Genomic DNA, 17,748 nt, shown 5'->3' with positions numbered 1-17,748 from the left:
AAATCCACAGACACGCGGGGACGGTACCTCTAGGAAGGATGAAGTGTCTGAACAGGAGAGCGTGTTGCACCGTGCCGTGACAGAGGTCCCCCCGCCGCCCGCGGGCCGCGTCGGGGCCTGGGTGCGCGCGATCGCGGGCCTGCTCATCCTCGCGCTGCTGGTGTGGCAGGTCGGCACCGGACCGTTCCTCGACGGCGTACGCCTGGTCGACCGGCCGGCGCTGCTGGCCGCGCTCGGGCTCGGCGCGCTGAGCACGGTGGCCTGCGCCTGGCGGTGGAGCCTGGTCGCCGAGGGCCTCGGCGTGCGGCTGCCGTTGGGACGGGCCGTCAAGGCGTACTACCGCTCGCTGTTCCTCAACACGACGCTGCCCGGCGGCGTGGTCGGCGACGTGCACCGCGCGGTGCGGCACGGGCTGGACATCAGCGACGTGCGCCTCGCGGTGCGGGCCGTGGTGCTGGAGCGCACCATCGGGCTGACCGTGCAGATCACCGCCTCACTGCTGTTGCTGCTGGTGCTGCCGTCCCCGGTGCGCGACCGCATGCCGCTGATCGTCGCGGCCGTCGCGGCGACCGTGCTCGCCGTCGCGCTGGCACTACGGGCCGTGGCCCGGGGCCGGTCGGCGCGCTGGGCGGCGGCGCTGCGCACCGCGTACACCGATGTCCGGCAGGTCCTGGTCACCCGCCGCCGCTGGGTCGGCATCGGCCTGGCCTCCGCGGTCGTCGTGACCGGACAGCTCGTCATGTTCGTGATCGCGGCCCGCACCGCGGGCGCGCACGCGCCGGTGACGCTGCTGGTGCCGTTGACCCAGCTCGCCCTGCTGGCCATGGCGGTGCCGCTGAACGTCGCCGGCTGGGGCCCGCGCGAAGGCGTCGCCGCCTGGGCGTTCGCCGCCGCCGGGATGACCTCCACGCAGGGCGTCGCCGCCGCCGTCACCTACGGCGTGCTCGGCCTGGTCGCCGCGCTGCCCGGGGCCGCCGTCCTGCTGGCACGCACCAAACCTCGGAGTGGACAGCATGCGTGAGCGCCCGTACGTCCTGCTCAGTTGCAGCATGTCGATCGACGGCTACCTCGACGGCGCGACCGACGAGCGGCTGCTGCTGTCGAACGCGGCCGACTTCGACCGCGTCGACGCCGTCCGCGCCTCCTGCGACGCGATCCTCGTCGGCGCGCGTACCGTACGCCGGGACAACCCGCGGCTGATGGTGCGCACCCAGTCCCGCCGCGACGCCCGGGTCGCCCGCGGCATGCCGGAGTGCCCGATCAAGGTCACCGTCACCGAGAAGGCCAAACTCGACCCCGGAGCCGCCTTCTTCACCGCCGGCGACGCCGAGAAGATCGTGTACTGCGCCAGCCCGCGCGTCGAGCACGCCCGCGCCATGCTCGGCGACGTCGCCACCGTCGTCGACGGCGGCCTGCCCGTGGACCTGCGCCAGGTCACCGAAGACCTGTACGAGCGCGGCGTCGAGCGGCTGATGGTCGAGGGCGGCGGCACCATCCACACCCAGTTCCTCACCGCCGACCTCGCCGACGAGCTGCACCTGGTGGTGGCCCCGTTCTTCGTCGGCGACTCGCGGGCCAGCCGCTTCGTCAACGACGGCGACTTCCCGTTCCACCCCGGGCGGCGCGCGAAACTGGCCGACGTCCAGCAGATCGGGGACGTGGTGCTGCTGCGGTACGCGCTGTCACCCCGCTTCGACAGCGCCGAGCAGGGCCGGTGACCGGCATGCTGCCGCTGGCGACGGTGCGCACCCAGGTCCAGGTGCCGCTGCGGTTCCCCGACGGCTACACGACCACGGCTCGGGTCGTCACCTTCACCGGCCTCGTCGACGGTCGCGAACACCTCGCGCTCGGCCTCGGCGACCACGCCACGACCCTGCGCCGCGCCGCCGACGACCTGCCCGTCCCCCTGGTCCGGCCGCACAGCGAATGCCTGACCGGCGACGTGTTCGGCAGCCAGCGCTGCGACTGCGGCCCGCAGCTGCGCGAGGCCGCCGAACGCATCACCGTCGCCGGCGGCTACCTGCTCTACCTGCGACAGGAGGGCCGGGGCATCGGCCTGTACGCCAAGATGGAGGCGTACGCGCTGCAGGACACCGGCCTGGACACCTATGAGGCGAACCTCGCCCTCGGCCACGACGAGGACGCCCGCGACTACACCGTCGCCGCGCAGATGCTCCGCGCCCTCGACGTGACCCGGGTCGCGCTGCTGTCCAACAACCCCGACAAGGCCGAGCAGCTCACCCGGCTCGGCGTCGCGGTGACCGAACGTGTCCCGACCGAGGTGCACCTCTCCCCCGCCAACGCCGGCTACCTGGCCACCAAGGCCCGCCACGCCGCCCACACCCTCCAACTCCGCCCGACGCGCTGACGCCCGCTCGCCTGTCGGCGTGCAGTTTCCAGGAAAGTGCGGCAATGGGCGGCCGCCAAGGCGCAGTTTCCCGGAAACCGCACGCCGGGACGACGGGATCGGGTGGGATCGGCCGTTCGGGCCGATGTGCGTGTGGGCTGAAACGTGAGTCGGTTTGCTGATAGCGCGCCGATCCGCGATCCGCTCCACTACAGATCATGCTGCGTCGTGCCTGTCTCGCCCTGCTCCCCGTGCTCACCGTCGCCGTCCTCGCCGGCTGCGGCGACGACGACCCCGCCCCGACCACGCCCGCGCCGAGCGCGCAGACCAGCGTGTCCGCGGAGGCCTCCCCCAGCGCGGAGACGAGCCCGGCAGCGTCGCCGTCGCCCTCCCCCGCGATCAACTTCACCGTCGACGGCGCGGGCCCCTACACGATCGGCGCGAACCTGGAGGCGCTGAAGGCGGGCGGAATCCTCGACAAGGTCGCCACCGGGGCCGAGACCTGCCCGGTGAACACGACCGCGAGCGGCACCGGCGTCTGGAAGGACATCCAGCTCCAGTTCCGGCCCGACGGTGTGCTGTACCTGGTGGTCAACCGGTCCAAGACCATCCCGACGCCGTCCGGCGCCCGCCTGGGCATGACGCTGGCCGCCGTCTCGTCGATCTACGGCAACCTCGGCAAGGAACTGAACGGCGGCGCGGCGTACCTGGTCACCACGACGTCCGGGCGGGGCATCCTGTTCGACCTCGACCAGAACAAGAAGGTCTTCGCCATGATCGCCGGTGACGCCGCCTACCTGAAGTCCAGCTACGAGGGCGGCACCGACTTCTGCTGATCCCCTCCCTGACCGCCTGACACGGTGATCCGTTGACAACGGGTCGCCGTGTCAGGCGTCAGCCGTGGATGGTCTGGCGGCGCATGAAGGGCGGGTGTGTGATCAGCTCCGCCATCGACCGGCCTGATGCTGCTGGTCCACTCCGATGCACGCCACCACAGCGGACAGATCTGCGGTCAGGAACAGCAGGAAGTGGTACGGCGGCGACAGCACGGCCACCTGACCGAGCCGCAGTGGTTGATCTCCCAGCTCGTCGAGCCGGTCGACTGCTTCCCGGAAACCGAGCACGGGAATTCCGGCTTGCCGGACGTGCCGTTCTCGATGTGCGTAGATTCCCGCATAGTGGTGAGCCGGCAGCGGCGCGGAATCTTCCGAGATCCGAAAGGACGCTCCGTCTCGCAGCGCCTGGCGGCAGGCCCGGAACGCGTCGACGGGCTCACCGAGCAGCCGGATGAGTCGGTCCCGTTCCGCGGTGCGACCGTACCGCAGCCAAGATCGGCACCGGGTCCGGCGAACGCCGGCCAGTCGATTGGAAATCCGGCCGTTGCGCCGCAGTGGCCTCAACCGGCCCATTCGGCGTGCATCAGGTCAGCCGCATCCTGCACCGTGCTCGCGAACTCGTCCGGCGGGATCCTGGCAGTGAAGACCTTGCCCAGGTCCTCGGGGAACGGGTGCGTCGCCCGCCAGAAAGCGAAGACGATCACCAGTTCCCGGTCCAGGTAGGCGTACTTGGACACGTTGTCGACGATCTCGCTCCACTCCATGAGCCAGTACCGCTCTGCGAACTCCGTGCCGTCTGCCCGCAACAGCCGGAAGATCTCTTCCGGAGACCGGCCAGGGAAGGGACAGGGCGGTATCTCACGCTGCCGCACCAGCGCTGCGGTCAACCGCAGCTGATGGCAGATGGACGGGACGAATGCCGTGTCGTCGTCGGTCGTCAGCCGTTTGCCCCCGGCCCAGAGGTCGACGATGCGCAGGTCCCGAGACCAGGCCTCGCCGACCTCGACGGCGAAGGTGCTCCGATTCCCGAATCGTCGTGTCATCAGGCCGGCAGGCTAGGAACCGACGATGCGTGGCAACTCGGACAGGCACCCTGCCCTCAGGTCCGTGGTCTCGCTAAGCCTGAAGGGCGGCGCTGATTCGGCCAGTGGGTGAGCTATGCCGCCGGGATGAGCCGCGTACGCGTGCCCGTCCTGGACGTAGAGATTCAGCCAGGGGTGCAGCGATTGCTCCTCGCGCGCGAACCCGATCCAGCCCTGCGTCGCCGACCGGGGGGCCAGCCACGCGGGCACGGTCTGGATCACGTCATACAACTCGTCGTCGCGGACCATCAACCTGACGAACAGCCCGAGCGAAGCGGGCCGACTCGAATACGGCTGCTGGAGGACCAGGGACCGGGCACCACCGCCGGGCAGGACGTCGTCCGAGTCCCCGACCAGGCACGGCCAGCCGTACTCGAGTTCGGGGTCTTCGGGCAGTTCTTCAGCCAGCCCGAGGTGAAAGCGAAGCTCGGCGAGAAAACGTTCGGACACGTCCGCGCGCAGGCGCAGCGAGAGCGTCCATTCGTAGTGCAAGCTCAAGCGCGGCTACTCCGCCCTGGCATCGCGCAGCACGCGGCGCGTCAGTTCATGCTCCCTCAGCTCCCGGATGATCACCTCGCCCACACCGAACACCACCGCCCAGGTGAGCACGGCAAGGCTGATGGCCAGCAGGTAGACGCGTCCATGCTGGATGTCGATCTCAGTGGTGACCCGGTTCCTGAAGCTGGCCAGCAGCAGCACAAGACCGGCGATGCCGAGCCAGACGGCGATCTTCCCCAGCGGCGACTTCACAGGCTTCATGAGAACGGCACGCTAGCAGGCACCCGCCAGGGCGGTTCCGTCCCGGCGGATCGAGCCTCTGACCGATCTTGTTGGTTAGGGGCGTCCGCTGCTGTCGGGGTACCGAACCCCGGCGAGGTATCCGGGAGGAAGCCTCGTGTTGTTGCCGAGCCAATCGGGGGATTCGCCAGGCCCTGTCCAGTACACAGAACCTAGCCCCGGACGAAGTGCAGGCCCGAGCGCTGCACGAAGATCGAGCGCCGCTCGACCGCGTCCCCGGCCGCGTTTATTTGGTAGCCGTCGAGCCACACCCAGCCGTCGTACGTCGCCCAGTCGTGCACGCGGATCAGTCGGAGCATCATCGACTGCTGGAACTGGACACTCGCCTCGCGCGTGGTGTGCAGCAGATCGCCCGGCTGGAGGCCCGCGAGGGTGGGGCGCGACTTCAGGCCGCCCGCAGTTGGTCCCGCCACGTCGCCCCCTCGGCCTGCTCGCCGCGCTGCGGGTGCTGCCTGTGCACGTAGACCCGGACGCCGTAACCGGCTCGCTCCTGCCCGAACACCCACCATGCCGACGGCCGCAGACTGACGCACGCGTCGACCCGAGTGACGGTCACCAGCACGGGCGGGCGGTCGACCAGGTAGTGCGGGACCTGCAGCACATCGCCGATCTGCGGCTCGGGATGGTCGGCGGGAAGCTCGTACGTCATATGTTCGGTCACGTCGGCCTTCTCCACTGGATCGGGGCGATGCGCCCGGCTGCGGCGAGCTCGGCGTACGCATCCCGCCACGGCATGCACCGCCACTGGTGGCACCGCCGACAGGGTCCGGTGGCAGCCGCAGCGTGCTCGTTGAGCTGCCGGTGCAGGCGCGCGGCGGCCGCGTCACTGATCGGCAGGAGCGCGGTCAGGGTGCTCACGGGCGCGCCCCCGGCTCGGTCGCGAGGTGGTCCGCGTACGAGGCGATGTCAGCACGGCGGTCGGCACGGCATCCCTCGCCGGCGCGATGGCGCAACGGCAGTGTGCCGCCGCAGTCCTGGCACCAGTGCGCCGCCCGCTTGCTCGTGGTCCAGCCGGCAATCGCGCCGACGATCACTGCGCAGATCGCAGTGAACAGAACGTCCATGGTGGTCGCCTCCTCGGTAGAACACGGGCGGGTGGAGCTGTTCACACCGGCCTGGTGCCGATCCGGGCACCGAGGGTTGTCTACCTGGGTCGGTGAACCCAGCGTCTCCGGTGCGTCTTCGAGTGTCCACAGCTGACGTGGGCGAGTCAAGCAATTGCTCGCAATTGCTGTACCATGGCGAGTGCCAGGTTCCATAATGCCAACACCAGCTCTCTCATCCGCACGTGGAGAGGGCCGTTGCGTATCAAGCAATTCACTGCAACCATCGACATAGACGGATGACGAACCGAGGAGAAGGCAATGCAGTTGCAGTTCCTGTGGAAAGACTCCAGCTCCGGGGGCGGCGGCTGCCCCACCCTCTACGCCGTCGACGGCGGCTACGTCGTCCAAGGCGTGAAACTCGCCGACGCCGACCGCGCCCAGCTGCGGCAACTCGCCGACGATGAAGACGCGGTCTTCGTCCCGGCGAATGTCCTCGACCGCCTGCGCACCGGGGCGTGACCGTGCCCCTGACCGCCGCGGAGTTCGCCGCCGTGTTCAGCCGCTTCCACACCAGCGCGTTCCGGCTGGAACTGCAGCAGGCCTACCTCGAACCGAGCGAGGCGGCGACCTTCGCCCGATGGCAGGCGGGCGACCCCCAGCCGCCGATCGAAGTGCCGGACCTCGCCGACTGGTACAACCAGATCCAGGTGCACACCGCCGCCGGCCGTACCGTCGAGCGCGTCCGCGTGCAGGAGGACCCACCGACCGACTACCAGCGCTGGGAGCGCTGGATCGGCGCGTGGAACACGGCGGCCGGGGAGAGCATCCGGTACCTGACGCGCACCCGCGCACACGAGGTCGGGCTGCTCCCGGCGGCGGGCGACCGTGACTGGTGGCTGTTCGACGACGCATGGCTGGTCGTCATGACCTTCGACACCGACGGACGCCGCCTGACGTCAGAGATCGTCGCCGACTCCGATACTGTGGCGCAGGCGCGAGCGTGGCGGGACCTGGCAGTCCACCACAGCATCCCCCATCCGGTGGGTGCCGACGCATAGCCCGGAGTCCCATGCCCACGATTGATGACCTGCTGAACCAGCCCGGCGGCATTGCCGAGCGGCTGCGCACGCTGCGCGAGGCCGCCGGGTTGTCCGGCAAAGAACTCGCCGCGGCGGCCGGCTGGGCGGCGTCCAAGGTGTCGCGGCTGGAGAACGGCAAACAACTGCCCACGGTCGCCGACCTCGGCACCTGGGTCAGTGTCTGCGGCGCTCCGGCTGTCGCTCAGGACGAGCTCGGCGAGCTGCTGTCTGCGGTCCGTGACGTGCACCGCGACTGGCGCCGCCGGATGCGCGCGGGTGTCGCGCCGGTCCAGCGGTCGTACAACGACCTGGTCGCACAGTCGACGGCCATCACCCACTTCGAGACCGCGTACGTGCCTGGCCTGCTGCAGACGCCTGCATACGCCCGCCGGGTCTTCTGCGAGATGGTCGAGCTGCACGGCCTGGACGTCGATGACGTCGATGCCGCGGTGGCGGCCCGGCTGGAGCGGCAGCGGCACCTCTACGACACCGGCAAGCAGTTCACGTTCCTGCTCGCCGAACCGGTTCTGCACTGGCAGCTCTGCCCGCCGGACGTCATGCGGGTGCAGCTTGACCGGCTCATGAGCGCGGTCGACCTGCCGCACGTGCGGTTCGGGATCCTGCCGTTCGCCGTGCAGCTGCCGATCACGCCGCAGAACGCGTTCCAGTTGTACGACTCCACGGCGATCGTCGAGACGATCACGTCCGAGCTGGTCTGTTCGGAGGACGAGTCGGCGGCGTACGCTCGCGCGCTCGATCGCCTATGGGAGTTCGCGGCGACGGGCGCGGACGCTCTGGCGTTGATCGCCGCAGCGCGGCGCTGACAACCGGAGTCGGAAACCTCATGCCATCGGCATCCGCCGAGACTCTCCATACGGGGCCGAACCCCGGCGGAGTATCCGGCAGGAAGCCGAAATGAGAGGCTGTCGGCATGATGACCGGGCTGATTCAGGTGACCACGGCAACGGAACATCGTGACGACGCGGTCGCGCTCGCCGGTGCGGTGGTGCAGGCCAGACTGGCCGCGTCCGCACAGGTAGTCGGCCCTGTGACGTCGGTGTTCTGGCACCTCGGCGAGTACGGCACCGGTGAGGAGTGGCAGGCCGTGTTCATCACCACCGCAGACCGGTACCCCGAGGTCGAGAAGTACCTCGCAGCGCATCATCCTTGGCAGAACCCTCAGATCACCGCCGTGGCCATTACCGCGGCCGCACCCGCGTGTATCGAATGGGCGCGCACCGCGGTCAACGCGGAATAGTCGAGATCCCGGCGATGTGTTCGTGAAGCTCCTTGAAGGGCTTCACCATCGCGAACGGCGCGGCCAGAGCCAGGGTGGTGTTCAGCCGATGCCGTGGACGATCCGACGCCACATCCTTCGTCAACGTGTGCGCTTGTCGGATGGTCTGCGCGGCAAGCTCCAGCTCTCGACCGTGTAGGTACGCCTCGGCCAGAGCGAGCAGGTAAAGAGCCTTGTCTCGGGCGTATGCGTCAGGGAACACGCTCAACGCGCTCTCCAGCGGCGCCACCGCCCGGAGAGGTCGGCCCAGCACCGACCAGCACCGGCCCGTCATTATGCGGATCTCGTGGGCATCCACCCATGCGGCCCAATCGGGTTCGGGCGAGCCGACGGCTGACTCCACCGCCGCCGACGCCTCCGCCAGCGCCGCCTCGGCTTCGTCCGCATCGCCGGCTACCGCGTGCGACCAGGCAGCTCGGTCGAACACGAGCGCCCTGACACGTCCGGGAACCGCATCGGTCAATGCGGCGCAGGACGCTCGCGCCAATGCCACATCGACCCGGCCGCTGAACGCCCGCTGGTATGCGTCGAGAGCCATCGCATTGGCCACCAGCGCCAGGTCCCCCGCCTCCAGCGCCGCCTGACGGCTCATCGCGAAGAGTCGCGTCGACTTGTCGCTCCAACCAGCGTCGAACGCCGCCCAACCTGCAAGCTGCGCCTGCTCGGCCAGCGCTGCCAGTAACTGGCGTCGGACACTCCCGCTCAAGCTGCCGCTGACCAACGTCGCTTCGGTTGAACGTACCTCTGCCAGGAACAAGCCGTAGGTGTCAGCGCCGCCCAGCGAATCGTCCAGCCGCCGCAATCGCTTCGTGCGTTCCAGCGCTCGGGCGACATCGGCCCCGCCGAGTCGACCGGGTACCTCGCTGTCGCCAAGTTCCGCAGCCGCAGCGACCCCCGTCGAAGCCAGCAACCTCAGCAGATCACGGCGGTCCACATCACTCACGTTACGTTGCCGAGTTCGCATCGTCGCGGCCACCGCGATGAGCACGCCGTTCGCCCCAAGCGCCCCGTCGATGGCACGCGCCAGTTCGGGAGTCGGCGCGCGGAACCCGCTCTCCGCATGGCCGACCGCGGCCTTGCTCCAGGTGATCCGTTTCGCGAGCCCGAACAAACTCAGGCCGGCGGACTCGCGCAGGACCTTCATGACTTCGCCGAATTCGCTGGTCACATCACAGCTTTCCGTAGACGGGCGTAGACGGTCAGGGCCTTCAGTGCTCGCTGTCCGACCCCGAGGCTGAATACAGCTCGGGGTGGTCGCGCTCGCACCGCCGACCGCCTCGGGCCCCATCCCAACGGTATGTGCTGTTTCAGGGGAGTTCAATGACTGCCATCGAGAGTGCCGATCGACCACTCTGGGCCGACGAGGACACGCAGGAGATGACCGAGGTTGACCGCATCGTCTACGACCCGAGAGCGGTGTCCCGTTCGGTCTCCTGGAATACCTCGACTGCCGTCATACGGGTCATCAGCCGTCACCTGCGTGAATCCGAGCACGCATAATGGCGAGCCCAACGTTCTGGCTCGCTGAAGATGGCAGCAGCTTCCGAATCGGTGACACGGTTGCCATCGATCCGCTTCCGTTCGGCCTTGATCGGGATGCCGTCGGAGTTGTCATCGGCGTTGACCCCACTCACGGAGCGCCCGTCTTGGAATTAGTTGCCGGCCAGCGCGTCGGATCACGACTCGTGGTCTGGCCAGCACACGTCCTGCTTCGCCTTGGATAGCAGCAATCGTGTGAGGCGAACAACGATGCACGATCGACCTCCTCACACTCAGCGACGAGCTGGCACGCTCATGCCATCGGCTGCCTGGTCCCGCATGATGCTTGACGGATCGGCGTCGCAGGATGCTTACACCTGATCAAGATCGATTATGTGCCGTTCCGGATCTGACGCCGATCGTGCGGGCGTTCAGACTCGGAGGTCGGCTGGACGGCGAAGGCACGCCTACGATCTCCGGATGATCGCACCCTCTCCAGTGACCCGCTCGTCACTGCCCGGCAAGGTCCTGCCGGTTCTCGTGCCGACTCCGATGACGGAGCTGCCCACGCAAATCTGGTCTGACGAGCAATGGGAGCAGATCAAACTGGGTTGGCAGTCCCGCAACATGGATGAGAAGTGGGACGTCTTCGTTGAAGGCCAGACCGTGTTCCTGCACCGCAGCTGGACCGGCTACGGGCTCTACGAAGCAACGTTCTCTCCGGTTGCCGGAGGCGGCTGGCGTATCTCAGCAGCGGTCGTCGAGACTGATCCATCACGCCACCGCGCCGCCCTGGAGGGGGTTCACGGACTAACGGCGGATCAGCATCATCGCGCCACGCTTGAGATTGTGCTGCGCGCGGACGTTCTTGGCGAGGGAGGCCGCAGGCCAGTGCGCTGAGCTGGCCCCTCCGGCGACGCGAAGTCCGAAGGTACGGACCTTCTGACCGGCAAGATCGAATATGGCAGGCTCGGGCTGCGACCGACCCGATGATCAGGTGAAGGGCTGATCAGGCGTAGCGACGCTTTCGCTGGGCTTGATCCGGGACGGTGATCTGATGCTTGGCTTTGGTCCGGTTCAGGTCGGTGGTGTTGCGGCGGGGGACGGCCTTGATCGGGATGGCGGCGTCGTAGACGGTGACGGTGTGCTCGTCGAGGGGGACGGTCGCGAGCTTGCGGGCGTGGACCACGCCGACCTGGACGCGTTGCCTGCCCGCACCGAAGATCCCGCTTTGAACGCGGCTGACATCCGTAGCCGGTCGTGTTCGTTGCTACAAGGACTGCTACATGCCAGCGGTACTCCGCGATCCCCTCGACGCGAACTACCGGCGGCACGGTCGCTCGGGGTCTCGCGCGAGGTCAAGCGAGCTGTGGGCACTACCCACAACTCTTAGCCACACCAATCACGAGTATAAATAGAACAAGTCCTGCGCCGATTTCCGCCGCTTTGTCCACAACACTCTTACCATACGTCACGACTCCACCGAGTGCCGTGACAGCGATGCCGATCCACCAACCAGTGAAGCCGTCAGTCTCAAACAGCCAGTTGAAGAACAGGGCACCAATGAAGCCGAGCGACGCTAGGTTTACTACCGAGAAGACGACGACCGGTATCAACAGCGGCAGTAGAACCTTTGCAATCGCCATGTCGCGTTGGAACTTGCGGATACGTTCTTCTCGAAGCGCTTCATCATCTGGTTCCGCGAGTTCGCTCATCAACTTGTACCTCAGCGAGAGTAGTTATCGGACAGTACCGCAGGCGGCGACCGGACACTAGGCATTCACACCCGCAGCGCCTCGAGGTCGAAATATTCGTCGTCCTCGATAACCGCCCTGTCTGGGCGAAAGTGTTCTTGCGGCGATAAACCGCACCGCCGTCCCCTCGCCGTCGTCCCGCCAACCTTGGGAGTGGGCCGCCCGGGAGTGGGCAAGGTGGAGCCCCCGCCGGAGGAGTCTCAATGACTTGTCAAGGCCGAAGGCTGGATGCGCGGCGAGCTCGCCCAGGCCGCGGTTTAGAAATTATCGGTCATCACTGAGCAGCGAGACGTCGGCTTGGCACAGCTCCAGCTCACGGGTCGCCAGGCCGACACGACCGAGCCCTCGGCTGACCGTCGTTGACCGCAGCATCGGGCACGAGCGGGCACGGCATCTGGCCTACATGTCGAGTAACCAAGCAGCGGCAAATGCGATGGCGGCACCCAGAGCGCAGGCGACAACAAATATGAATAACGCGAGCACCATGAAGGTTTCGGACGAAATGCTCTTCTTTCCATACGAATTATGATTAGCCGCACCGCTGCCATGCGCCCGCGCGGGGACGCGAACTCTGGGTACGACGGGTGTTACATAGTCCGCAACCTCGATTAGGGGTCGCACATCAGTGCTTGGGGTAGCCAGCAGAGCAGCGCTGGATTCAACGTTCGATGGCGGGACCGATGCCCGCCAGGCTTCATATTGCATGCGCTGCATTTCAGCGGTGATCTGCGCCTGATACTCCTGATAGTTGCGCCCCGCCCGTTCAGCCTCGCGAGCACTGATCCAATCCAAAGGCTGCTGCGGCGGCGGCTCGTGTGCTGGCCTGGCCATGTGAGGATCGTCCCATGGATGGGGCGGATACATTGCCTCTACCTCGATCAAATGGGCGGTGGACGCCTTTGCGAGTTGGCTTCGCTTGCCGTTCAGATTACTCAGCTCGGTCGATGCTGACATGAGTAGCACCCAGCCAAACGGATAAAACTGACGATCCGTAAAGACGATCGATCCTGTAAGTACGATCCACCTGATTTGGGTCGACCAGCCTCGCGCTCTCGGGGAACTGGCTGACACCTGCCAGGAAGCCGAAGCTGCGGCTCTTTGCCCGGGTTGCGGCTAGTCCTCGCGCTCAGTGTCGCTGACGGCGGGGTTAGTCCCGGCGCCAGCCTATGTGTCCAGTTTCAGACGACCCGCTATCCAACTTCTTCGGCTTGCCTTATTCTCCTGTGTCCTCGCGACTCCTCCTCAAACGTTCGAGGTCATGGTGTATTACACGTACTTTGAGATCGAGAACTTCAAGGGCATCCACCGCCTCCGACTGGACCTTGCCGGTTCGCCTCCGGGACGAATCCATACGTTAGTGGGCCTAAACGAGAGCGGAAAGACTACGATCCTGGAGGCAATCGACCTCTTCGGAAGTGGCAGAGAAGATCTCGGCACTCGCGAGCTGGCTGAACGAATTCGACCAAATGAAAACGATTTGGTCCCGACCGCCCAAAGGGCCAACTTCAACCAGCCACACGCCCCATCCGGGATTCCAAATCTGTTGCACTGCCAGCAGACATAGAATTTCGGAAGCCGCGAGCGCGAGCAGAATTAGTGAATGCTGAATGGCCAAAGTGGCGACTCGACGCTGCTCCAGTTCTGCGTGTGTCGCTGACATATCGTTGTGAGCCAACACATCGTCTACGCCGGATTGCGCGCGTGCCACTTCGCCCCTTGCGTGCACAACCAGGGCGAGTGCGACAACCGGTATCACCTGCGCCATAACAGCTGCGAACTCCTGGGTCACGCTTTTGATCTTAATAGCGGGCCGTTACGGCATAACCCCTCGATCGCTAATCCCGACCGGGTCGAGAACGTCGATCCGGCTCACCTTCCAGCCGCCGAACAAAACTTCTGTGAGCGTGATGGACCAGGTCTCGGCGCTTTTGCTGACGTGAAACATGCGATCACCTGGCATGAACCGGCCCTCAGATGCGAACTGCACATCATAGGTCATGACGACGTTCGCACCCTCCTTACGCTGGTCGCGCTGCTTGAGACCCAGTTCTACGAAGTAGCCGTAGGCATTCTGGACCTCCCACCACTTCGCGAACGCGGCCTTCGGCTGGTCGGAGGTAATCAACTCGTCGAACATGCGATGCGCCAGGCGGCCAAGCGTCTCGATGACCACTTGGATTGACCCACTGCTACACGGGCTGCTAAATACGGGGGTAATTCCCGCTTGTAACAGCCCGTTTGTGCTGGTGGGCGTGGCAGGGTTCGAACCTGCGACCCTCCGCTTGTAAGGCGGATGCTCTCCCGCTGAGCTACACGCCCGCTTCGGCCTGCGCCGACACGAACCGGCACATCCTACCTGACCGCCGACCCCGCCCTCACCGGACTTACGACTCAGAGCGCCCCGAGCGCCTTGCGCCACGCCTCCTGGTCACGCGCCTCACCGGGCAGGTTCATCTCCGCGTACCGAACGACCCCCGCCTTGTCGACGACGAACGTCCCCCGGTTGGCATACCCCCGGTCCTCGTTGAAGACCCCGTACGCCTGCGCCACGCCCCCGTGCGGCCAGAAGTCCGCGAGCAGCGGGAACTCGTACCCCTGCTCCCCCGCCCACACCTTGTGCGCGAACACCGAGTCCACGCTGATCGACAGCACCTGCGTGCCCTCGTTGACGAAGTCGTTCAGGTTGTCCCGGATCTCGCACAGCTCGCCCTGGCAGGTACGCGTGAAGGCGAGTGGATAGAACACCAGCAGCACGTTCTTCGCGCCCCGGAAGCCGGACAGCCGTACTTCCTGGTTGTTCTGGTCCTTCAGCACGAAATCGGGCGCAACCACGCCTACCTCGATCATGTGCTCCATGGTCGCAGGTTTCCCTGGCGGCCTGCCGCTCGGGGCAGGCCGCTCGAAGGTCCGCGGCGGGGTTCAGCGCTTGGACGCGCGTGCCGCCTTCGGTGCCACCAGCCGCGCCGCGCTCCAGTCCTTGCCGGCGCTGAGGGTGGAAGTCTGGGAGAGTCCCGCGGTGGGTGCCACCTCGGCGATTTCGCTGGGCTCGACATGCCCGGGCCGACCCGACTTCGGGGTCAGCAGCCACACCACGCCGCTCTCGGCGAGCGGGGAGATGGCGTCGGTCAGCAGTTCGAACAGGTCACCGTCGTCCTCGCGGTACCACACCAGCACCGCGTCGACGACCTCGTCGGTGTCCTCGTCCACCAGATCAGATCCGCATGCGTCGGCCAGGGCGTCACGGAGTTCGTGGTCGACGTCGTCGTCGTACCCCATCTCCATGACCACCATGTCCGGCTCGATGCCGAACCGGTCCGCCAGGCTGCGTACGCCCTCGGCGGCCTGACCAGCGGTCGCGCTCACTGTCTTGTGCCTCCTCTTCGTTTTCCGGACACCCGCGGTTCGTTGCGGGGTCACTCGATTATTGTCGTCGGCGTCACAGCCGACTGCGGGTAGTCCACACAGTTCTAGCGTCCAGCGCAAGTGGCGGCCTCGGCGGGTCGCCAAAAACGCGGCTCAGGCGCTTCCGGAGGCGGCGCGGTGACCACATCCGTCCAAGATCGTCCGACTTGCCGGGCACCTGTGCGTATCTTCCACCGTTTTAAGCCCACTTGCCGGGCAATTCGAGTGATCTTGGCACAAAGCTCAGGCGGCCAGCAGGGCGCGGGCGGCGCGTTCGATGGCGTCCTCGCCGACCAGGACGTGGTCGGCGGCGGGGCCGAGCGGCAGGAAGGTGTCCACGGCGGCGACGCGGCGGGCCAGGCCGACGTAGCCGGCGTCGACGAGCGCGGCGAGCACGCCCTCGCCGACTCCGCCGGAGCGGCGGGTCTCGTCGACGACCAGGACCCGGCCGGTGGCGCCCGCCTCGCGCACGATGTCGGCCAGCGGCAGCGGGGCGAGCCAGCGCAGGTCGACGACGCGGCAGCCGTGGCCCTCCTCGGCCAGGCGGGCGGCGACGCGCAGGGACATGCGTACACCGTTGCCGAAGGTGAGCACGGTGAGCCGGTCCCCGCTGCCGTAGGAGTGGCCGCGGGCGCGGCCGACGGGCACGTGGGTGTCGGCCCAGCGGTCGGGCGCGGCGTACGGGCTCAGCCAGCCGCCGTCGCCGTCGGTGTGCAGGTCGCGGGTGTGGTAGAGGGCGATGGGCTCCAGGAAGACGCTGACCGTGCCGTCGACCTCGGCGGCGGCGACGCAGGTGCGCAGCATGGCGGCGGCGTCGTCGGCGCGCGAGGGCACGGCGACGACCAGGCCGGGGATGTCGCGCAGCACGGCCACCGAGTGGTCGTTGTGGAAGTGCCCGCCGAAGCCCTTCTGGTACGCCAGCCCGGCGATGCGCACGACCATCGGGTTGCGGTACGCCCCCTGTGAGAAGAAGCGCATGCTGGCCGCCTCGCCGCGCAGCTGGTCCTCGGCGTTGTGCAGGTACGCCAGGTACTGGATCTCGGGGACGGGCAGCAGCCCGCCGAGCCCCGCGCCGAGGCCCAGGCCGAGGATGGACGTCTCGTCGAGCAGGGTGTCGAAGACCCTGGCCGGGCCGAAGCGCTCGCGCAGGCCCTTGGTGACCCCGTAGACGCCGCCCTTGCGGGCCACGTCCTCGCCGAAGACCATGGCCTGCGGGTGGCTGATCATGAGGTCGGCCAGGGTGGCGTTGACGGCCTGGGCGAGCGTCTGCGGGCCGGTCTGCTCGGGCAGTTTGCCGCCGAAGATGCGGTGGCGTTCGGCGAGCGCGGCCCCGGCTGCCCGCTCCCCGGCCTGCGCGATGGTCTTGGCGACGCGCAGCGGGCGGCGGGGGGCCAGCGGGGCGACGACCTCGGCGGCGGAGGCGAGCTTCGGCTCGTCGCGCACCCCGGTGGCGGCCTGCTGCACCCGCCAGCCGATCTCGTCGTACCGGCTGAGCAGTTCCATCGGGCTGGCCTGCCCGGCGTCGACGAGCAGCCGCGCGGTGCGCAGCAGCGGGTCCAGGGCCAGGTCGTGCTCGATCTCGGCGTTGGTGCGGTAGGCCAGCTCGGCGTCGGCCCCGGCGTGGCCCATCAGCCGCACGGTGCGCAGGTGCAGCACCGCGGGGCGGCGGTGGCGGCGCACCCAGGAGACGGCGGAGCGGGCCACGGCGTACGTGTCGGCCAGGTCGCACCCGTCGGCGTGGAAGTAGCGCAGGCCGGGGCGGGCGCGCAGGGTCTCGCCGACCCAGCCGGCTGGGGAGCGCACGCTGATGCCGAGGCCGTTGTCCTCGCACACGAACAGCAGCGGCAGCCGCAACCCGGTGAAGTCGGACCAGCCCGCGGTGTTGAAGGCGGCGACGGCGCTGGCGTGGTTGACCGACGCGTCGCCGAACGAGCACAGCACGACGGCGTCGCGGGGCCAGGCAGGCGGCACGAGCGCCGGTCCGCCGTCCTCGGCGGCGTGCCGACCCCGGCGGGTGTCCAGGCCCTGCCGGGAACGCTCGACGGCGAAGGCCAGGCCGACCGCGCGGGGCAGGTGCGAGGCGATGGTCGAGGTGGTCGGGATGATGTTGAGGTCGGTGCTGCCGAAGACCTTGTGCCGCCCGCCCGCGATGGGTTCGGCGGCGCTGGCCACGACGCCGCGCAGCACGTCGCGGATGGCGTCGACCTTGCCCTCGGCGAGCTGGGCGGCGCGGGCGGCGTAGAACGCGCCGGAGCGGTAGTGCAGCAGCGCCGGGTCGGTGGGGCGCAGCGCCGCGGCGACGCCCGCGTTGCCCTCGTGGCCCGCCGAGCCGATGGTGTAGTACCCGGCGCCGTCGGCGCGCAGCCGCCGCGCGGCCAGGTCCAGGTGCCGGCTGGTGACCTGCGCGTCGAAGAGTTCCCTGGCCATGGACCCGGTGAGGCCGCTGTCGGGGCGCACCGTCGCATGCGGATCGCCGTTCGGCGGGGTGCTGGCGGGCCACGCCGCCAGCGCGCTCCGGAACCGTTCGTCGAGATCATGAGAGGTGCTCACGCTGCACAGCATTACCCAGAGGGGGCGGGGGCGACCACCCGGATCGGTGATCGGACACGCCACACCACTGCACAAGAT

27 protein-coding genes, 1 tRNA gene and 1 pseudogene are annotated in these 17,748 nt (G+C 67.8%); 11 read left to right on the top strand and 18 right to left on the bottom strand.

Annotated elements, in window-relative coordinates:
• The first annotated feature begins 76 nt into the window (after positions 1 to 76).
• The 4 genes from AB0B66_RS34480 to AB0B66_RS34465 all read left to right on the top strand — a co-directional run bounded on the left by AB0B66_RS34480 (position 77) and on the right by AB0B66_RS34465 (position 3,183).
• Positions 77 to 1,021, top strand: coding sequence for a lysylphosphatidylglycerol synthase transmembrane domain-containing protein (locus AB0B66_RS34480; protein ID WP_360537929.1), 945 nt, complete (start codon positions 77 to 79; stop codon positions 1,019 to 1,021).
• On the top strand, positions 1,014 to 1,718 hold the full coding sequence (locus tag AB0B66_RS34475; protein ID WP_360537927.1) for a dihydrofolate reductase family protein: 705 nt from the start codon (positions 1,014 to 1,016) through the stop codon (positions 1,716 to 1,718). The genes AB0B66_RS34480 and AB0B66_RS34475 overlap by 8 nt, the downstream gene beginning before the upstream one ends.
• Before the next feature lie 5 nt (positions 1,719 to 1,723).
• Positions 1,724 to 2,368, top strand: a complete 645-nt coding sequence (gene ribA / locus AB0B66_RS34470; RefSeq protein WP_360537989.1) for a GTP cyclohydrolase II — start codon at positions 1,724 to 1,726, stop codon at positions 2,366 to 2,368.
• Positions 2,369 to 2,565: 197 nt separating this feature from the next.
• Positions 2,566 to 3,183, top strand: a complete 618-nt coding sequence (locus AB0B66_RS34465) for a hypothetical protein (protein ID WP_360537925.1) — start codon at positions 2,566 to 2,568, stop codon at positions 3,181 to 3,183.
• A gap of 102 nt (positions 3,184 to 3,285) precedes the next feature.
• Here AB0B66_RS34465 and AB0B66_RS34460 read toward each other — a convergent pair whose 3' ends face one another.
• The 8 genes from AB0B66_RS34460 to AB0B66_RS34425 form a co-directional block, all read right to left on the bottom strand.
• Positions 3,286 to 3,471: a hypothetical protein gene (locus tag AB0B66_RS34460; RefSeq protein WP_360537923.1), complete on the bottom strand. Its 186-nt coding sequence runs from the start codon at positions 3,469 to 3,471 to the stop codon at positions 3,286 to 3,288.
• A gap of 272 nt (positions 3,472 to 3,743) precedes the next feature.
• Complete coding sequence (locus AB0B66_RS34455) at positions 3,744 to 4,226, bottom strand: hypothetical protein (protein WP_360537921.1); 483 nt, start codon at positions 4,224 to 4,226, stop codon at positions 3,744 to 3,746.
• Positions 4,227 to 4,238: 12 nt separating this feature from the next.
• Positions 4,239 to 4,763 (bottom strand): hypothetical protein, encoded by a 525-nt coding sequence (locus AB0B66_RS34450; RefSeq protein WP_360537919.1) that lies wholly within the window; start codon positions 4,761 to 4,763, stop codon positions 4,239 to 4,241.
• 6 nt (positions 4,764 to 4,769) lie between these two features.
• Positions 4,770 to 5,024: a hypothetical protein gene (locus AB0B66_RS34445; RefSeq protein ID WP_360537917.1), complete on the bottom strand. Its 255-nt coding sequence runs from the start codon at positions 5,022 to 5,024 to the stop codon at positions 4,770 to 4,772.
• A gap of 191 nt (positions 5,025 to 5,215) precedes the next feature.
• The gene (locus tag AB0B66_RS34440) at positions 5,216 to 5,476 is read right to left on the bottom strand and encodes a hypothetical protein (RefSeq protein WP_360537993.1); all 261 of its coding nucleotides are present in this window, start codon (positions 5,474 to 5,476) and stop codon (positions 5,216 to 5,218) included.
• Complete coding sequence (locus AB0B66_RS34435; RefSeq protein WP_360537915.1) at positions 5,449 to 5,724, bottom strand: hypothetical protein; 276 nt, start codon at positions 5,722 to 5,724, stop codon at positions 5,449 to 5,451. Before AB0B66_RS34435 ends, AB0B66_RS34440 begins: the two co-directional genes overlap by 28 nt.
• The gene (locus AB0B66_RS34430) at positions 5,721 to 5,921 is read right to left on the bottom strand and encodes a hypothetical protein (RefSeq protein ID WP_360537913.1); all 201 of its coding nucleotides are present in this window, start codon (positions 5,919 to 5,921) and stop codon (positions 5,721 to 5,723) included. Before AB0B66_RS34430 ends, AB0B66_RS34435 begins: the two co-directional genes overlap by 4 nt.
• Positions 5,918 to 6,127, bottom strand: coding sequence for a hypothetical protein (locus AB0B66_RS34425; protein ID WP_360537911.1), 210 nt, complete (start codon positions 6,125 to 6,127; stop codon positions 5,918 to 5,920). Before AB0B66_RS34425 ends, AB0B66_RS34430 begins: the two co-directional genes overlap by 4 nt.
• 300 nt (positions 6,128 to 6,427) lie before the next feature.
• Between AB0B66_RS34425 and AB0B66_RS34420 the strand changes: the two genes are divergently transcribed.
• The 4 genes from AB0B66_RS34420 (at position 6,428) to cutA (ending at position 8,446) form a co-directional block, all read left to right on the top strand.
• A complete protein-coding gene (locus AB0B66_RS34420; protein ID WP_360537909.1) occupies positions 6,428 to 6,628 on the top strand; it encodes a lipid A biosynthesis lauroyl acyltransferase in 201 nt (66 codons plus the stop codon).
• Positions 6,625 to 7,167, top strand: a complete 543-nt coding sequence (locus tag AB0B66_RS34415) for a DUF6879 family protein (RefSeq protein WP_360537907.1) — start codon at positions 6,625 to 6,627, stop codon at positions 7,165 to 7,167. Before AB0B66_RS34420 ends, AB0B66_RS34415 begins: the two co-directional genes overlap by 4 nt.
• An 11-nt stretch (positions 7,168 to 7,178) precedes the next feature.
• Positions 7,179 to 8,012 (top strand): helix-turn-helix transcriptional regulator, encoded by an 834-nt coding sequence (locus tag AB0B66_RS34410; protein ID WP_360537905.1) that lies wholly within the window; start codon positions 7,179 to 7,181, stop codon positions 8,010 to 8,012.
• Positions 8,013 to 8,122: 110 nt separating this feature from the next.
• A complete protein-coding gene (gene cutA, locus AB0B66_RS34405; protein ID WP_360537987.1) occupies positions 8,123 to 8,446 on the top strand; it encodes a divalent cation tolerance protein CutA in 324 nt (107 codons plus the stop codon).
• Here cutA and AB0B66_RS34400 read toward each other — a convergent pair.
• Positions 8,433 to 9,653, bottom strand: coding sequence for a helix-turn-helix transcriptional regulator (locus tag AB0B66_RS34400; RefSeq protein WP_360537903.1), 1,221 nt, complete (start codon positions 9,651 to 9,653; stop codon positions 8,433 to 8,435). The genes cutA and AB0B66_RS34400 overlap by 14 nt on opposite strands.
• 152 nt (positions 9,654 to 9,805) lie before the next feature.
• On the opposite strand from AB0B66_RS34400, the gene AB0B66_RS34395 reads away from it, so the two are divergent.
• Positions 9,806 to 9,985, top strand: a complete 180-nt coding sequence (locus tag AB0B66_RS34395; RefSeq protein ID WP_360537901.1) for a hypothetical protein — start codon at positions 9,806 to 9,808, stop codon at positions 9,983 to 9,985.
• Positions 9,986 to 10,444: 459 nt separating this feature from the next.
• On the top strand, positions 10,445 to 10,864 hold the full coding sequence (locus AB0B66_RS34390) for a hypothetical protein (protein WP_360537899.1): 420 nt from the start codon (positions 10,445 to 10,447) through the stop codon (positions 10,862 to 10,864).
• A gap of 109 nt (positions 10,865 to 10,973) precedes the next feature.
• Here AB0B66_RS34390 and AB0B66_RS34385 read toward each other — a convergent pair whose 3' ends face one another.
• The 3 genes from AB0B66_RS34385 to AB0B66_RS34375 form a co-directional block, all read right to left on the bottom strand.
• Positions 10,974 to 11,153 carry a hypothetical protein gene (locus tag AB0B66_RS34385; protein ID WP_360537897.1) on the bottom strand — a complete coding sequence of 60 codons (180 nt, stop codon included), beginning with the start codon at positions 11,151 to 11,153 and terminating at the stop codon, positions 10,974 to 10,976.
• Positions 11,154 to 11,340: 187 nt separating this feature from the next.
• Positions 11,341 to 11,679: a hypothetical protein gene (locus AB0B66_RS34380; protein ID WP_360537895.1), complete on the bottom strand. Its 339-nt coding sequence runs from the start codon at positions 11,677 to 11,679 to the stop codon at positions 11,341 to 11,343.
• 438 nt (positions 11,680 to 12,117) lie between these two features.
• Positions 12,118 to 12,672: a hypothetical protein gene (locus tag AB0B66_RS34375; protein ID WP_360537893.1), complete on the bottom strand. Its 555-nt coding sequence runs from the start codon at positions 12,670 to 12,672 to the stop codon at positions 12,118 to 12,120.
• 304 nt (positions 12,673 to 12,976) lie between these two features.
• Between AB0B66_RS34375 and AB0B66_RS34370 the strand changes: the two are divergent.
• Positions 12,977 to 13,081: pseudogene (locus AB0B66_RS34370) on the top strand (hypothetical protein); the annotation flags it as partial.
• On the opposite strand, the gene AB0B66_RS34365 reads toward AB0B66_RS34370, so the two are convergent.
• From AB0B66_RS34365 to AB0B66_RS34340, 6 genes are all read right to left on the bottom strand, one after another.
• Positions 13,082 to 13,507 (bottom strand): hypothetical protein, encoded by a 426-nt coding sequence (locus AB0B66_RS34365; protein WP_360537991.1) that lies wholly within the window; start codon positions 13,505 to 13,507, stop codon positions 13,082 to 13,084.
• 24 nt (positions 13,508 to 13,531) lie between these two features.
• On the bottom strand, positions 13,532 to 13,891 hold the full coding sequence (locus tag AB0B66_RS34360; protein WP_360537891.1) for a hypothetical protein: 360 nt from the start codon (positions 13,889 to 13,891) through the stop codon (positions 13,532 to 13,534).
• A 71-nt stretch (positions 13,892 to 13,962) separates the two neighbouring features.
• Positions 13,963 to 14,037 (bottom strand) — tRNA-Val (locus AB0B66_RS34355).
• A gap of 72 nt (positions 14,038 to 14,109) precedes the next feature.
• Entirely contained in the window at positions 14,110 to 14,565 is a 456-nt protein-coding gene (locus AB0B66_RS34350; RefSeq protein ID WP_360537889.1) for a peroxiredoxin, read from the bottom strand.
• A gap of 72 nt (positions 14,566 to 14,637) precedes the next feature.
• Complete coding sequence (locus tag AB0B66_RS34345; RefSeq protein ID WP_203687816.1) at positions 14,638 to 15,081, bottom strand: DUF3052 domain-containing protein; 444 nt, start codon at positions 15,079 to 15,081, stop codon at positions 14,638 to 14,640.
• 282 nt (positions 15,082 to 15,363) lie between these two features.
• Positions 15,364 to 17,682 (bottom strand): thiamine pyrophosphate-dependent enzyme, encoded by a 2,319-nt coding sequence (locus AB0B66_RS34340; RefSeq protein ID WP_360537887.1) that lies wholly within the window; start codon positions 17,680 to 17,682, stop codon positions 15,364 to 15,366.
• Between the last annotated feature and the right edge of the window lie 66 nt (positions 17,683 to 17,748).

The sequence above is a fragment of the Catellatospora sp. NPDC049111 genome, from assembly GCF_040648615.1.
GTDB lineage: Bacteria > Actinomycetota > Actinomycetes > Mycobacteriales > Micromonosporaceae > Catellatospora > Catellatospora aurea.
This window is presented reverse-complemented; position numbering and strand designations above follow the sequence as displayed.

Bases quoted from the DNA above. Each gene is read 5' to 3' on its own strand.
- AB0B66_RS34395 (WP_360537901.1), top strand. From the start codon at position 9,806: ATGACTGCCATCGAGAGTGCCGATCGACCACTCTGGGCCGACGAGGAC.
- ribA (WP_360537989.1), top strand. From the start codon at position 1,724: ATGCTGCCGCTGGCGACGGTGCGCACCCAGGTCCAGGTGCCGCTGCGG.
- AB0B66_RS34425 (WP_360537911.1), bottom strand. From the start codon at position 6,127: ATGGACGTTCTGTTCACTGCGATCTGCGCAGTGATCGTCGGCGCGATT.
- AB0B66_RS34390 (WP_360537899.1), top strand. From the start codon at position 10,445: ATGATCGCACCCTCTCCAGTGACCCGCTCGTCACTGCCCGGCAAGGTC.
- AB0B66_RS34340 (WP_360537887.1), bottom strand. From the start codon at position 17,682: ATGCTGTGCAGCGTGAGCACCTCTCATGATCTCGACGAACGGTTCCGG.
- AB0B66_RS34445 (WP_360537917.1), bottom strand. From the start codon at position 5,024: ATGAAGCCTGTGAAGTCGCCGCTGGGGAAGATCGCCGTCTGGCTCGGC.
- AB0B66_RS34380 (WP_360537895.1), bottom strand. From the start codon at position 11,679: ATGAGCGAACTCGCGGAACCAGATGATGAAGCGCTTCGAGAAGAACGT.
- AB0B66_RS34465 (WP_360537925.1), top strand. From the start codon at position 2,566: ATGCTGCGTCGTGCCTGTCTCGCCCTGCTCCCCGTGCTCACCGTCGCC.
- cutA (WP_360537987.1), top strand. From the start codon at position 8,123: ATGACCGGGCTGATTCAGGTGACCACGGCAACGGAACATCGTGACGAC.
- AB0B66_RS34375 (WP_360537893.1), bottom strand. From the start codon at position 12,672: ATGTCAGCATCGACCGAGCTGAGTAATCTGAACGGCAAGCGAAGCCAA.
- AB0B66_RS34420 (WP_360537909.1), top strand. From the start codon at position 6,428: ATGCAGTTGCAGTTCCTGTGGAAAGACTCCAGCTCCGGGGGCGGCGGC.
- AB0B66_RS34475 (WP_360537927.1), top strand. From the start codon at position 1,014: ATGCGTGAGCGCCCGTACGTCCTGCTCAGTTGCAGCATGTCGATCGAC.
- AB0B66_RS34455 (WP_360537921.1), bottom strand. From the start codon at position 4,226: ATGACACGACGATTCGGGAATCGGAGCACCTTCGCCGTCGAGGTCGGC.
- AB0B66_RS34410 (WP_360537905.1), top strand. From the start codon at position 7,179: ATGCCCACGATTGATGACCTGCTGAACCAGCCCGGCGGCATTGCCGAG.
- AB0B66_RS34350 (WP_360537889.1), bottom strand. From the start codon at position 14,565: ATGATCGAGGTAGGCGTGGTTGCGCCCGATTTCGTGCTGAAGGACCAG.